Origin of the sequence: Microbulbifer discodermiae, assembly GCF_040742695.1 — a bacterium.
Taxonomy (GTDB): Bacteria; Pseudomonadota; Gammaproteobacteria; order Pseudomonadales; family Cellvibrionaceae; genus Microbulbifer.
The window spans coordinates 1-14,421 of sequence record NZ_JBFLAB010000071.1; the positions used below are offsets into that span (position 1 = coordinate 1).

Sequence of the window (14,421 nt, forward strand, 5' to 3'; positions counted from 1 at the left end):
CGATTCCAACTGCACTGTTGTGAAAAGAGACTCCTGAAAAACATCCATACCGCGCACTGAACCAAAATCCTCTGTGGGTTATCGTTTTCCGTATTGTATCTAACCCAATGTTCTCAGGCGACAAAATCAACAGCCTGCTAGGCCAACATCAATCGGGGATATTTCGATCCCCGGGAAGACCGGGAATCAGAGCCCGCGGTAAAACGCACTTTGCAGATCAGCGCGGTCAACCTGACCTGGCGTGAAGCGAAACATGCAGGAATCGTCGGTAAAATTCATATAATTGTTGATCGGGTCCAAACCCTCAAACCCGGGCCCCTGGCAGGAATCCTGCCCCACCGGACAACCGAAGGCCGGGCCGAACTCCGCCGGTGTATCGTCGACAAAGTCCCCCGGATTGCTGCAGCCGCCCTCAAAAGTGTGGAACAGACCCACCCAGTGGCCCACTTCATGCACCAGAACATCGCCCTCGTTGTAAGGCGCGGCAATACCACCCGGCAGGGCATCATTCAATATAACCACACCGTCATCGGTGGGATTGGAGGCATAGTCGCTGGGGAAGGTTGCCCAGCCCAGGAAACCTTCAGCGGGGCTGGTCAGATAGATATTGAGATCCGCAGCACCACCAATACGCAGATTCGACTTCATCTCAAACTCGGCGAAGGTACCCGGGGTGGCCGTATACCAGCTGTCGTTTACCGAGTCGGTAATCGTTGCCAGATTAAAAATAAAAGGTGTCCCTGAATAGGCGGTATTCAATACATCCATCTGGTCGAAGATCACCATGGTAGGAACAACACCATTGCCAGAGCTATCGGCGATAACATGGAAATGTACATTGACATTGGCCACATTGCGCTGGGAGGGTAGATAGCTACTCAGCGCATTGTGCATGTCCTTCACATAATTTGTGTGCAATGCCGCTTGATACGCATTAACTTGCTTGGTACCACAACGCAACAATGGTTGCTGATCTCCAGGCAAACCAGCGGCAAAAAGCCCTGGCGTAAATATTGCCAACGAAAGCAATATCAGGCCTGCAATCCAGCTACCTCCTCGAGGTTGTGTGTTGTTTAGTAGTCGCATTGGAAGATCCCTCCATGAGAATTTATACTTGGTTATATCCCTATACTGTTTCGCCCCCATAATTTCCAATTGGACTAATAGCCAATCTCATGCATTGCCAACAGCCTTACTACAACGTATTTTTTGGCAGAGGAACGCGAACAAATATCATCAGAGACGCCTCGACTATATATATCTTCCCCCAGTGAACACAAAGAAAATCAGGCCGAGTTCTGTGATTAAACTCACAAAACCCCAGAGCATAGTGATTTGAACTGCCAACAGATAAAATCCGTGCCCGCGCAGTGTGAGGAAAATTTTTTTGAACCTTACAGGTAAATTAAAAGCCGATAAATGGTCCAGGTCGGCGCCCATCTTGCGGAAAGCACTTCAAAATGCAGCCATAGAATCCATACGGATAGATAGAACAAAGCTCTCTTCAGCTTTCTAACTTAAGCCTTTGAAATTACCCATCGGGACTTAACCCCGCCAAAGCATGGACCCCCAGGCGAGTACCGGAGCGAAGCATTGAAGTGGAATCAATTTCGCGCAAATTGCCCCGTATCTCCGGCCTGGCAACCAGGAGAGATAATGCTGTATTGCCTCTGCAGTGAGAAGCCTGCCCTGGACGCTAAATACCCGCGAATACTCCCGCAAACAGCAGCATGGCAAAGAAGGTAATAATACCCTGCAACAATGCGATAATAATCGCCTTTAGAAAACCCGTACCCAAAACCAGCATATAGGCGATGGCCGCCAGTGGAATGGTCAGCAACAGGCCAACACTGTCGCTCACACCCGGCAGCATACCCCCCACGACTCTCTGTATTATCAACGCCAGCAGCAGCGCAAACAGGCAGTAAAATACTCCGGTATTCTTTGCCCCCATCATAGCGGCTGCCATCTTCAGCGGCAGCACAAGTATCGCCACCATGACAATCACAAAAATAATCAATTCCATTTTTCACCACTCCTTTGTGGATGTACTTTCACACTGCTTTTCCCCGGGCTTTTGTTACTCCGCAGAATCACCATACAACGGTGATGGGCGATGTAACAGCTGGCAACTGAGCTTCACGCCCAAGCTCTCGCAAACAGTACCCAGCCAGATGCCGTTCCCCGCTCAGGTGGCTCCCTACCTTGCCCACAAGCCAACACATCTTACCGCTTTACCTGAACCCCGATGAACAAGGCCTGGAAAACCTGGCGTAAAAATCACTTCAGGCGCCAACTGCGGCAACCATTTAACCCGGCAATCCAATAGATGGTCCCGTATCGACAGGTTGGCCGCTCTTGAAAGCCTGCTCAATCACGCGGACAGACTGCTGAAAAAGCCTTTCCTGACTTTTGTCAGCAGCCCGCCAGAGCACAACGACCAGCTACACGGCCCTGCCAGGGCCCGTTCCAAACGACGCTGGAACCGGAACGCGAGTGGGCAGCGGGCATTCAGGCCTTCCTCCAACCCCCTATCAGGTTGTTGAAAAAGGCATCCTGCCTGTTTCAAAACACGAAAAGCGAAAAATGTGATTTTCACTTTTCTCCCAAAATCAACGACTTAGCCGTCGCCGATTTTGCCGGAACATCCATATTCCGGTAGCAGGCGTCGAAATTCTTCGAATTTTAACAGTCTGCTATGGCCCGGGCAGGTAGGCCGGGCCACTGTTCTCCTTCCCGGCGGCATCCCCCGGATTGCGCAGCGGGCACGCCTCCAGCGACAGGCAACCGCAGCCGATACAACCATCCAGCCGGTCACGGAGCCCTTGCAGCTGGCGTATCCGGGCCTCCAGCTGTTGCCGCCACTGCGTTGACAGTTTACTCCAGTCGCAGGCATTCGGTGTACGGCCCGCGGGTAGAGTCTGCAGCGCATCGCCTATCTCGGCCAGGGGGATACCGACACTCTGGGCCACCTTGATCACCGCCACCCGGCGCAACACATCGCGTTTGAAGCGACGCTGATTGCCGGTGGTGCGCCAGCTCCGAATCAGCCCTTTAGTCTCGTAAAAGTGCAGTGTGGAGACAGCTACACCACTGCGCTTTGCCACCTCACCCACTGTCAGGCCCTCCATCTGGACTCGCCCCTGGCTTTTCTGCTGCACCGCTACCCTCGACTATTGACCATAAGTTAACTTGAGGTTTTACACTCCATCGCGGTTATTGGCAAGTGTGGAACAGAGCAATGGTGGAAAGTATCAATAAAAGGCCGGAGGAACAGCCTGTACAGAAAAGCCCGGGGATCCGGGTCAAGTTTTTGTCCCGACTGGTTCAGCTATTACTGGTGCCGGTAGTAAACTGGAGTCGGCGCGCTCGGGGAGCTTGGCCCGGCTCGCGCTGGATACCAAAATAGAAAAGGAGCCATCGTGGAGCCAATCATTACAGTCAGGGGGGTCGGCAAGACCTATAGCGGTGGGCTCACCGCCCTGCGGGACGTCAACCTGGACATTCACAAAGGGGAGATTTTTGCCCTGCTGGGCCCCAATGGTGCCGGCAAAACCACTTTGATCAGCATCATCTGCGGAATCGTCAGCCCCAGCTGTGGCTCTATTGCGGCCGATGGGCACGATATCCTGTCAGATTACCGCGCCGCCCGCGCCAAAATCGGCCTGGTTCCCCAGGAAATCAGTACCGACGCCTTCGAAAGTGTGCTGGCGACGGTAAATTTCAGCCGCGGCCTGTTCGGTAAGGCCCCCAACCCCGTCTATATCGAACAGCTGCTGCGCCAGCTGTCGCTGTGGGAGAAAAAAGACAGCCGGATAGTGGCGCTATCCGGGGGCATGAAACGCCGGGTGATGATCGCAAAGGCGCTGTCCCATGAACCCTCAATTCTGTTTCTCGACGAACCCACAGCGGGCGTCGATGTAGAACTGCGCAAGGACATGTGGGATATGGTGCACCAACTGCGCCAGTCGGGCGTGACCATCATTCTCACCACACACTACATCGAAGAGGCCGAAGAGATGGCAGACCGTGTGGGCGTCATCAACCACGGTGAGGTGGTGCTGGTGGAGGAAAAGCATACGTTGATGCGCAGGATGGGGGAAAAAGAACTCACCCTGCATTTGCCGGCCCCAGTGGAGAGGATTCCGGCCGCGCTCGAAGATCTGCCCCTGTCCCTAGGTGACGACGGAGACCAGCTGATCTATCGCTTCGACATTAACAGCAGCGATACCGGAATTGCCACACTGTTGCATCGCCTGAACAAGGCCGGAATCGAATTCCGCGACCTGCACACCCGCGAGAGTTCCCTGGAAGAGATCTTTGTCGGTCTGGTACGGGACGCCCGCGCGCAACAGCGAGATACAGCGACTCCGGCTAAGGGAGGAGATGCCCTATGAACTGGTACGGCATCCGCGCAATTTACAAATTTGAAATGGCGCGCACCTGGCGCACATTGATGCAGAGCATCGCCTCCCCGGTGCTCTCCACCTCCCTCTACTTCATTGTTTTCGGTGCGGCAATTGGTTCGCGCATGGGGGACATAGAGGGAGTGAGCTACGGCGCCTTTATTATTCCGGGGCTGATTATGTTGTCTCTCCTGAGTGAGAGCATCTCCAACGCGTCTTTCGGGATCTTTTTCCCCAAGTTTTCCGGCACCATCTACGAGATTCTCTCCGCTCCGGTGTCGGCGTTCGAAATCGTAGCCGGCTATGTGGGCGCGGCGGCAACCAAGTCGGCGATTCTGGGCGTCCTGATCCTGATCACCGCGCGTTTCTTTGTCGATTACCAGATACTCCATCCCTTCTGGATGCTGGGGTTTCTGCTTCTGACGTCGGTGACTTTCAGCATGTTTGGATTCATCATCGGCGTCTGGGCCGACGACTTCCAAAAACTGCAGGTGATTCCGCTGATGGTGATCACTCCGCTGACCTTCCTCGGGGGTGCCTTCTACTCCATCAATATGCTGCCGGAACTGTGGCAGAAAATCACCCTGTTCAATCCGGTGGTTTATCTGATCAGCGGTTTTCGCTGGGCGTTTTACGGAGTGTCAGACGTCAATGTGGTGGTGAGCCTGGGCATGACACTGCTGTTTATGCTGCTGTGCATGACCGGTATCTGGTGGATTTTTCGCAGCGGCTACCGGATCAAACCCTGAGTGAGAGGATACGGGCCATAGGGGCCCGTATCCCACGCCCCCGGCAGTTTATCAGGCTGTTGAAAAAGTATTGTTCAACAACCTGTTAGGAATTGGTCAATGAATCGAACACAATACCGGTCCAGATATCCGGTTTCATAAAACCCTGCCCATACTGCTGATCGAACTCCTTTGTCGGTTGTGCCGCTATGACCTCATCGCGGCTCTTGCCCTGGTCAATCAGCTTCTGCACCCGGTCGCGAAGGGTAACCAGCAGGTCGCGCTGGGCCCGCAGCTCCACCTTGTTGCTCAGCGCACCGTGGCCCGGGATGATGCGGGTATTGTCGTCGGCCTGCTCCAGTACCCTATCCATCACTGCGATCACACCATCCACCGAACCTCCCGCGGACAGGTCGATAAAGGGGTAGCTGCCATTGAAAAAGGTATCGCCCATATGCACCGTATTGGCATTGGCAAACCTTACTATAGAGTCGCCGTCGGTGTGGGCTGGATCCACATGCTGCACCCGTACATCCTCGCCGTTCCAGTGGAACGTAGTGGCATCGGTAAAAGTGATGACCGGCAGCGCAGCCAGCGGTGCGGCGGGCACCTTGCGACCGAAAGTCTCCATAAACTGGTCAGTGCTCATGCGCTTTCGCACATTTTCATGGGCGACGATCAACGCCCCCTGTTTTCCGAGGTTTTCGTTGCCACCGGTGTGATCGCCGTGCCAATGAGTATTGATCACAAATTTCAGCGGCTTGTCGGAAACTTCGGCAACGGTAGCAACGATACGATCAGTGAGCGGGGCGAATTGATCGTCGACCAGAAAAGCACCGTCATCCCCCACCAAAAGGGCCATATTGCCACCGGCCCCGGTGAGCATATAGAGGTTGTCCGACACCTTTTCACTGTTGATGGTAACGTCGGCAAAACGATCCTGCGCCTGACCGTGAACGGCGGCAAGGCAACACATCGCCCCCAGTAACCGGTAAAGTCGTTTCATCTTACTCTCCTGTTTGCTTGGCAATTTGCCGAGTTTGTAGTAATTCCAATAATCTGTCCGGCCGATCGGTGACCAGGCCATCCACACCCAGCGCGATGTAGCGCTGCATGTCTACAGTGTCGTTAACAGTCCAAACCGATAGGTGTAACCGAGACCTGTGGGCAGCGGCCACCAGCTTCGGCGAGAAAACCGGAATACCGTGATAGCGCATCGGCAGCTGCATCGTCTGATAGGCCGGCCGCAGCAGCCGCTCCGCGCGAAAAAGGTGCGCGGCAAAGAACAGCATGGCCTCGAACCTAACTGCTCCGGTGGCCACCTCCGGGCACAGGCGGCGAAACTCGCGCACTACACCACCGTAAAAGGAAGACACGATCACCCGCCTCTCACTGCTCGCCGCGCGCACGCTCGCACACAATGCCCTGGCCGCGCGCACATCGTCATTTTTAAGCTCGATCACCAATGGAGTAGTGGGCAGCGCGGCAAACACTTCATCGATGGTGGCAACCACCTGCGGTTCGTCCCGGTAGGGAAACTTCTCACCGTCACGACTCCAATTGTATGCCATGTTCAGACTGCGCAACTGTGCCAGCGTCATGGCCCCGACCGCACCGCGCGACCCGGTGGTACGATCGACCTCAGTGTCGTGGATCAACACCAGTTTGTCATCTTTTGTCAGCGCCAGGTCGATTTCCAGTGCATCCACACCCAGTTCAACCATTTTGCGCAAATAAAGCAATGTATTGCCGGGATAGAAGCCTCTACCACCCTCGTCCCCGTGGGCGATCACCAGCGGCCGCCCGGGTGCGGGGAAAGCCATCAGCGAGGGCAGTGCCGGCCGCCCGCGGGCGTAAAGCCAGAGCAATACCAGGAGAATACAAAACAGAGTTGGCGATAACATAAAATCGAGCCCTGGGAATTTTGTCCTCAGCGACGAGTAAAAATCTAAGCGTCCGCCAGAGATTGTTCAGCGGGAAATCGAATAGATGATTCCGCACCGGTTCGATTGATGCCTTTGAAGCCCTGCGCAACTACCTGTAAATCAATGGCAGCCGTCAAAGTCTGTCAGGACGGCTCGGGCTCTCCCGGCGGGCGGCCCTTCCCCGCGCGCCAATCCAGAAACCTGCGCTCCAACCACAAAGGCAAAAAAATCACTATATCGTATAGGCGCACCAGCACCCCACCCGCCACCAGGGCGCCCGTGCCGCACAGACGCAAACCCAGGGACAGCATCCGCAACAGCAAACTGCTCAGAATCCCCACCACCGTGCGCGCGGAGGTGATAAAAGTCTCCAGGGGCATAGCCACAGCCGCGAGCGCGAAGGGCAACACCAAACCCAACCCCATCTGCGCCGCAGTGTACAACCAATAGGCACTGCGGTTCATATCCGCAGCAGCGCCCCCCTCTCCGGGCACAAGCTCCCGCGTCCAGATCAGGCTGACTGTCACCGCAGCCAGGACCAATAGGGCTGTGAACGCGATCCACAGCATACGCCTGCGCGGCTTGTCATCCAGAGCGCCCACAGCGGGGAAAAACTGCGTAATACGCAGACACTCCATCGCCACCAGTCCGGCGAAGATTTCCAGCAGGATCACCACCAGCGCGAACACCTCCACGGCTCTGAAACCGGCGATGTGGGCGGCACTACCGCCCGCTCCCGCCACCGGCAGCGCTATCAGGTGAAAATGCACCACCGCTGCCGCTGCGGCAATCGACAGGGCCACCAGCGAGGCAAAAAACCGGGTTGTAGCGGACGCTGCAAGCCTGCGCGACGCCCTGTCGCCGCCCCGCTGTATCTCCTCCAGGCGATCCATATGCCGGTCGAGGTCCCCGGCGCGCCGTATCACCGTCTCCACATTCCGGTTGACGCCGCTCAGGGCCGATAAAATCGAGCGCCAGGCGGGCATCATGCGCCGCAACAGCTGATGCCGCTCGCGGGCGGATTCCCGGTAGACTTCCAGCGCCCTGGCTTCCGCCTTGTGCATGGAGTTACGGATCGCCTCCAGCACATCGCACACCACCGGGTCTCTGCTGGCGGGAATTTCCGCCACCGCCCGGATAGCCTTCGACCAGTTGCCGGGCTCCGGCGGGACTTCCACACTGAGTGCATAGTCTCTATCGATGGCAGTTAACTGTTCGCTCAGGCGCCGGTGAAGTTCGGGATACCGCGCCAGCTCCCGCTTGACGGTCTTTTCCACATGATCCAGCTCGCGCTCAACACAGCGCTCGGCAGCCTCGCAACCCGCAGCCAGCAACACCTCGCGGTTGCGCCGCCGCAGCCGCCGCTCGCCATCCGCAACCGAAACCGCCGCGAGACGCAGGGACTGGTGACAGAAGCGTGCCAGTGCCATAAAGGCCCGTTGCACCGGTTTGCGCGCCACAAACAAACCCAGCAGCGCCAGCAAAAACCATAGCCACAGTGGCAGTGGAGGTAGTATGTCGGTCAATGGGTTCCCCCGTGAATCAGATGATGAATCGGCACAATCCTACCAGCAGAAGGCGGCACAATCGCTACCGATAATCGAATCGAACAAAGAATGCTCTATTTGCTGCTCCGGGACCGGGTTGACGGCCATTCCCTCACAGGCCCAGTCGACGGTACCAGGGTCAATGCCGGGAAATCAGGCAGCGGCCCTGGAACGTCCAAGTTCGGTTTAACAGGGCCAACAGGCACTCCGTCGCTCTCCCGCCGATCCCATAGATAATCCCGTAGAGACTGGATTGTCGCCCTGGGAATTCCACGCAATTAGGTGGAATCTGCTGTTTTCAGTGGCATGCAAGGGTATAGACTTATGCAGCACTGCAGCGAAAGGCACCTCGATTACCGGCTTTACTCACTGAGCTTGCCTTTGTCCAGGGGGATATAACCTCCCCAGTCGTTCGGAAATTCTTTTTCGGCGATAGTTGCAGAAAGCAGGTAACCAAAGATGCTCTCGGCGTTGTTACTATTGCTCATCAACAAGACGCCCATACCCCTCTCCGGATAAACAATCGAGTAGTTCTGAAAACCCTCGTCATGATGGCCCTCTTTAAACGCTGCCCAACCGTATTGGGTATGAAACAACCCCCAACCCAGACCGTAGCTGAGCTGAATATCATCGTAACGATCGGTAATCTCTCCGGCACCGGGACCAAATTGTGTCTTGCTGCGAATGCGTATCTGCGGACTGAACATCTCTTTACGAGCCGCTTCACTGATACCGCCACCATCCAGTACAGCACTCATGAACCGCACATAATCCTCAGTTGTCGTCTCCAGAGTACTTGGCGCGCGAGCCGCATTGTCCTTATCCCGGGGAAAGGTACTGCCATCGGTATCGTGCCCCATAGCATAATCCCGCTCAAAGCGCGGCTGCCAGGTATAACTGGACATAGCCATTCCGTATGGGGTGAAGATATTTTCCCGCATCAGCTGTTCCACGGATTTTCCGGTTAACTTTTCCAGCACTATCTGTAAAAGTACCATTCCCTCCCCGGAATAACTGTAGCGCTCCCCCGGTTCAAAGTGAATACGCAGCTTGTGATCCGGCTCAAACCAACGCCAGTTTGGCAGCCCGGTTGTATGAGATAAGCACATGCGCGCAGTGATTTTCCGGTACCGAGGCGCCTCGCGCAAATCACTTAGGTCCTCGTGCCATTCAATATCGCCATCGCTTTGCTTCTTCCACAGTGGCTCCTGCAAATATGACTGTAGCGGCTTATCCAGATCTATTACTCCCTGACCCACCAACTTCATAACCAAAGCCGCAAAAACCGCTTTACTCAACGAAGCTCCATACATTTCTGTAGTTGTTTTTAATGGCCTTTTATTTGGAAGATCGGCAAAACCAAAGGCCTTAGAATATACCGGCAGACCGTCATTAAACACTGCCACCGTCAAACCCTGAACATTAGCCGCCTTGACCAGCTGATCTATTCTATCTGTCAACTTCGCAAAGGAAATTGTACTGCCATCCAAACGCACCACCTGCCCTTCAGCAATCTTTTCTGCGGCGTATGCAAAGCTGGATAATCCCAAAACAATCAAACTCAATAGAACTTTTTTCATAGTATTTCACGATATTTTTCTTGCAAGTTTTACAAACCAATTCATACGATTCACAATCAGCTAACTTTCAATTAGCCCTTATCCCGACCTGCCAAACTTTGAAAAGTTAAAATTTAAGAGAAGGTGTTCGCCTGTCTTGAGGATAAATACGAAACTATTACTGAAATAACTCCCGCCCGAGAGTTGTACGGAGCTATAAACAATCAGCCTGAATGCCCGACTGAGTCTATCCAGAAGAAACAATCAGATTGAATCACGCGAGCGCTCTTGGAAAGCTGCAGCTACCATAGCCCAATAACCGCCAGCATATCCTGGCATCCATTGAAACATCCATTTATACGCAACGCAACCGGCATTTCCGACGTATTTAAGGGCCACCCCAACGGCAAAGTTATATCAATAAAACAGGGTTCGGTCGTCAAGGGGAGTGGTTTTTTCAGGTTTGTGCTCAGCAGGATCATTTTTAACAGAAAAAAACGGCCCCGCACCTCATATCCCTGTAAGATCGGGAGGCAAGTGAACAACCACTCTGTCGGCTTAAAAATTCGGATGCTGATAGATGATTTCACCTTCCAGCATGGTTAGCCAAGCTTTGGTTGCGCCTATATGGCTGGATGGCAGGGAAAAGATACTCTGGCTCAGCATAACCAGATCTGCGTATTTACTCACTTCGATAGAGCCCGTTTCCTGCTCCAGGGCATAGCCGGCATTGAGGGTATAGGCTTCGACCGCTGCAGCCAGCGAGGGCATACACCACCGGCCCAACTGCAGCAATGCCTGGATGACACCCAGTAGAGACAGGCTGTTCACGTCAAAGTCTGAGCTCAGAGTGATGGTCACCCATTCGGGAAGACATAGTAAGAGTCACCCCGAGAAATCACATGCTACCCGGATGTAAAGCCGGACCTAAGCAAGCCTGATAGGCATTACTTTATACGAGCATCGCTACTCTTTCGGAGACCTGTACTTGGACAACCGTATCCAGAGTAGGCCCTCAAAAACTATCCCCAAAATAAAAAATATGATACTGCCATCTGGAACTTAGAATACATAGCATCCAACTACGGCTTGCAGGCACAACAATGTAATTGTTTATCTCCGTATCAATTCATACTCCCCTTATAAAATTTTTTCGATCTCTTGATTGTAAATCAAACGCCAAAATAAGGAGCCAACTAGAACCTAGCGCAGGGAAACCCAGCGAAACAAAGCCGAATGGTTTTTGGTGAGCTTATCAAGTACCTATCACTTCTCTTCCATTAACCCTATCAAGTTACTCTCTGGATCCTTAATAAAACCTATCCACAGTTCGTGATCCGGCATCTGGGCAGCAATCTGTGGTTCCCTTTCTGCAATTGCACCCTTAGTTAAAACGGAATCATAAAACTCCACTATATTGGATACTTTAAAATAAGGAATAGAATTATTACCCGGCTCTCCTGCACCTTGTGGAGTAGTTAGCATTATTCTCGTTTCACCAGACTGGAGGAAAGCTAAATTTTCTACAGGTGAAAACAAAAACTCCAGACCTAAAATATCTCGATAAAATTCCAGTGCCAGTTGCACATTAGACATCGTTAAAGCCAGCTGTCCAAGCGATACTATTTTACTATCCATATGAGGTCTCCCTAAGATTTTGAATAATGATGAACCGCGCAGTGCAAAGCCCCCTCAGCTGCTTTACTAGATATGGCTAACAGGGAGCAGTAAATAGCAAACCAATGGCATTAGCCATACCATTTATTATCTCAGTTGTCACTCGTGCCTTATTAATCGAAATATCAACTAAAACAGCAAATATTATTGCAACAAATTCCAAATACCTATACCCCATGTAATAACCATATAAGATGGCATAAAACCAATCTTAGTCGTAGCTATATATAGCTGACGAGAATATATTAGCTCGGCACTCTATCGACTACTAGATTCCAGATAACACGCCAACTGACGCAGTTGTTAGATATTGCTTCAGGATCTCGCCTGTAATAATTCTCTCAGTGGCACCGGGAGTAATGATCGTGACTTTGCAGTGATATATTTTTCATGTTTTTGCCACAGAACTCCTAGAAAAATAATACCAAGACCTATTACCGTCAGTGAAACTGGAAATAACCAGCTATCTTCAAACACATCAAATGCCAAATGGCCAAGGTATGCACAACTGCCAAGCGCGCCAAAAACCACAAAAACCCGGCGCACCAACAAAACCCCGACACCTATCATTAACAAATTGATACAAAAATATATAAATTTTGACAACTCACTATCAGAGTTTTGGGAGGATAGCCCGCCCCAAAATGCAGCAGCTCCAAATATATAAATCCAAAAAGCATAATCCGCTTTCTGATAGGATCTTATATCCACCCAGAAAGCTAGCCCAATCATTAACAAACCAGTATATAGTGAAACTAATTTTCTCAGTTCCCACGTAGTATCGCCGCCTGAAATCATGGCTGTAATATCCATCGACATATACCAAAGCGTTACAGCGATAGGCATTATCAAAAAAGGATATTTATACTTCCACGCAATAATTACTCCAGCCGCCAGGGTGCCTAACTCCATATATAACCAGTTCCACTTTATATACCTGTGATAATCTCTATAAACGCTCTCATCGGGCCAGACACCCAGCCATTGTTGAAGTCCATATATTGCCAATGGGGTTAAGCACACTACAAATGTCGCACAAATACCTGCAGGAATTGCCAAATCACCAGCAGAAAAAACTTTGGTAATCTTTAAGCCTATAGCTGCATAGAGTACAGAGATAGAAAATATCCCTGCTCCACCAAACGATTCCCAGCCTAAATTCATGAACAAAGTCATAGCCCCGATTGCTATAAGCCCACCAAAATAATAAAGTACGTGGGTAAAAGTAAATCTCGGGACATCTTGGGATTGGGCAATAAAAAATTCTTGCAGAGCTTCTGCTTGCTGAGGCGATATTATATTTTTTTTCGCCGCCTCTTCTAATTGCTTCTTTGTAAACTGCATAAATTATCTCTGGAAGCGATTCCTATTGGTTTTACCCTTGAATTGACTGGTTAGGTCCGGATTTGTCTATAGCAGCAATCATGTCAAAAGAGCATCCATTACCAGAAATTTATGGATTTGGATATAAATATAAATCAAATCCAATCTAACTTGCAAGAAAACAACTGTAATTTATCGATTTTCAATACCTAAATCTAATACTTAAAGCAGCAATGAATTTTTAGGGCTTCTGCTTAAATTGATAAGCTAAGCAGGACTGGATGATCCAAAACACCCCTCGATAAATGGAAACGCAACTAAAGTATCTACCCAGATTCTAGAGCGCACCAGATTTACAATAATTGTTGCATCCTACTTACTCATCATATTCACAATGCTTCACAACAACCGCTTAAGGATACCTTGAACCTTCTGCGACCCACCTCAATCTAATTATTGCAGAATATCAAATCCAGATATCATTTTGTGCTGTGCGTTCTCCACCTTCATCACCGGTATTTTTTACTCCACGTGGCTCAATCATCAGTAACTTTACTTCCTCCTTGGCGTAAGGTTTATGCTCAACTCCCTTAGGCACAACAAACATTTCCCCTTCCGATAGTTCCACTTTTCCATCTCTAAAATCAATACGGAGATTTCCTTCTAAAACAATAAAGGCTTCATCAGTGTCTTTATGATCATGCCAAATAAAATCACCCTTTAGCTTTGCAATTTTAAATTGATAGTCATTTATTTCAGCAATGACTTTCGGCATCCACTGTTCATCAAACAGCGAAAATTTCTCTTTTAAATTTAATGCCTGATATTTCATATTATTATCAATACCTTATAACAGCTGCAGATTTTATGATTGATTTCTAGTGGCCTAAAAGGCAGCAACATTCAATACTGTCTAGTACACCCTGGGGCCCTGACGGAACGAAAAATACCAGATGGCTGGCGAATCCAGTGGCCCATTCCATTTACCCAGTTCAAATGTCCAGAATAGATGGCTAAGCCTATTTATACCACAAATGCCGTCAAGGCCACACACCTATGGTCTGTAAGCCCATTAAGGATGGCTTCACCAACCAGAACTGCTTACTGAAATACCCTAGGGCCTGTTAACACTAATTAGCCGGTCAGCGATCAATGAAAAGTTGATGAAGAACTTAAAAACGACATCCAACTTATCAAATCGACTAAATATTCTTCGGAAACCTTTCAAGCGGCGAAACAGACGCTCTACTTCATTT

At 51.1% G+C, this 14,421-nt stretch carries 13 protein-coding genes; 2 read left to right on the forward strand and 11 right to left on the reverse strand.

All coding sequences use genetic code 11. The features are described 5' to 3' along the window. Positions 1-186: 186 nt before the first annotated feature. The 3 genes from AB1S50_RS17285 to soxR all read right to left on the reverse strand — a co-directional run bounded on the left by AB1S50_RS17285 (position 187) and on the right by soxR (position 3,161). On the reverse strand, positions 187-894 hold the full coding sequence (locus tag AB1S50_RS17285) for a zinc metalloprotease (RefSeq protein ID WP_367152328.1): 708 nt from the start codon (positions 892-894) through the stop codon (positions 187-189). 802 nt (positions 895-1,696) lie between these two features. Continuing rightward, a complete protein-coding gene (locus tag AB1S50_RS17290) occupies positions 1,697-2,026 on the reverse strand; it encodes a hypothetical protein (protein ID WP_367152330.1) in 330 nt (109 codons plus the stop codon). 670 nt (positions 2,027-2,696) lie between these two features. Then, entirely contained in the window at positions 2,697-3,161 is a 465-nt protein-coding gene (soxR, locus tag AB1S50_RS17295) for a redox-sensitive transcriptional activator SoxR (protein ID WP_367152332.1), read from the reverse strand. Between the two features lie 261 nt (positions 3,162-3,422). On the opposite strand from soxR, the gene AB1S50_RS17300 reads away from it, so the two are divergent. After that, the gene (locus tag AB1S50_RS17300) at positions 3,423-4,397 is read left to right on the forward strand and encodes an ABC transporter ATP-binding protein (RefSeq protein WP_367152334.1); all 975 of its coding nucleotides are present in this window, start codon (positions 3,423-3,425) and stop codon (positions 4,395-4,397) included. Continuing rightward, positions 4,394-5,155: an ABC transporter permease gene (locus AB1S50_RS17305; protein ID WP_367152336.1), complete on the forward strand. Its 762-nt coding sequence runs from the start codon at positions 4,394-4,396 to the stop codon at positions 5,153-5,155. Before AB1S50_RS17300 ends, AB1S50_RS17305 begins: the two co-directional genes overlap by 4 nt. An 85-nt stretch (positions 5,156-5,240) precedes the next feature. On the opposite strand, the gene AB1S50_RS17310 is transcribed toward AB1S50_RS17305, so the two are convergent. The 8 genes from AB1S50_RS17310 to AB1S50_RS17345 all read right to left on the reverse strand — a co-directional run bounded on the left by AB1S50_RS17310 (position 5,241) and on the right by AB1S50_RS17345 (position 13,997). Next, a complete protein-coding gene (locus tag AB1S50_RS17310) occupies positions 5,241-6,140 on the reverse strand; it encodes an MBL fold metallo-hydrolase (RefSeq protein WP_367152338.1) in 900 nt (299 codons plus the stop codon). Between the two features lies 1 nt (position 6,141). Beyond that, complete coding sequence (locus tag AB1S50_RS17315; protein ID WP_367152340.1) at positions 6,142-7,038, reverse strand: glycerophosphodiester phosphodiesterase; 897 nt, start codon at positions 7,036-7,038, stop codon at positions 6,142-6,144. Positions 7,039-7,202: 164 nt separating this feature from the next. Further along, positions 7,203-8,585 carry a hypothetical protein gene (locus AB1S50_RS17320; protein WP_367152342.1) on the reverse strand — a complete coding sequence of 461 codons (1,383 nt, stop codon included), beginning with the start codon at positions 8,583-8,585 and terminating at the stop codon, positions 7,203-7,205. Positions 8,586-8,968: 383 nt separating this feature from the next. Beyond that, positions 8,969-10,186, reverse strand: coding sequence for a serine hydrolase domain-containing protein (locus AB1S50_RS17325; RefSeq protein WP_367152343.1), 1,218 nt, complete (start codon positions 10,184-10,186; stop codon positions 8,969-8,971). Between the two features lie 537 nt (positions 10,187-10,723). Next, a complete protein-coding gene (locus AB1S50_RS17330; protein ID WP_367152345.1) occupies positions 10,724-10,996 on the reverse strand; it encodes an amidohydrolase family protein in 273 nt (90 codons plus the stop codon). A 435-nt stretch (positions 10,997-11,431) separates the two neighbouring features. Beyond that, a complete protein-coding gene (locus AB1S50_RS17335) occupies positions 11,432-11,803 on the reverse strand; it encodes a VOC family protein (RefSeq protein WP_367152347.1) in 372 nt (123 codons plus the stop codon). 354 nt (positions 11,804-12,157) lie between these two features. Then, positions 12,158-13,186, reverse strand: a complete 1,029-nt coding sequence (locus AB1S50_RS17340; protein ID WP_367152349.1) for a DUF2157 domain-containing protein — start codon at positions 13,184-13,186, stop codon at positions 12,158-12,160. A 445-nt stretch (positions 13,187-13,631) separates the two neighbouring features. After that, on the reverse strand, positions 13,632-13,997 hold the full coding sequence (locus tag AB1S50_RS17345; protein WP_367152351.1) for a cupin domain-containing protein: 366 nt from the start codon (positions 13,995-13,997) through the stop codon (positions 13,632-13,634). Positions 13,998-14,421: the final 424 nt, after the last annotated feature.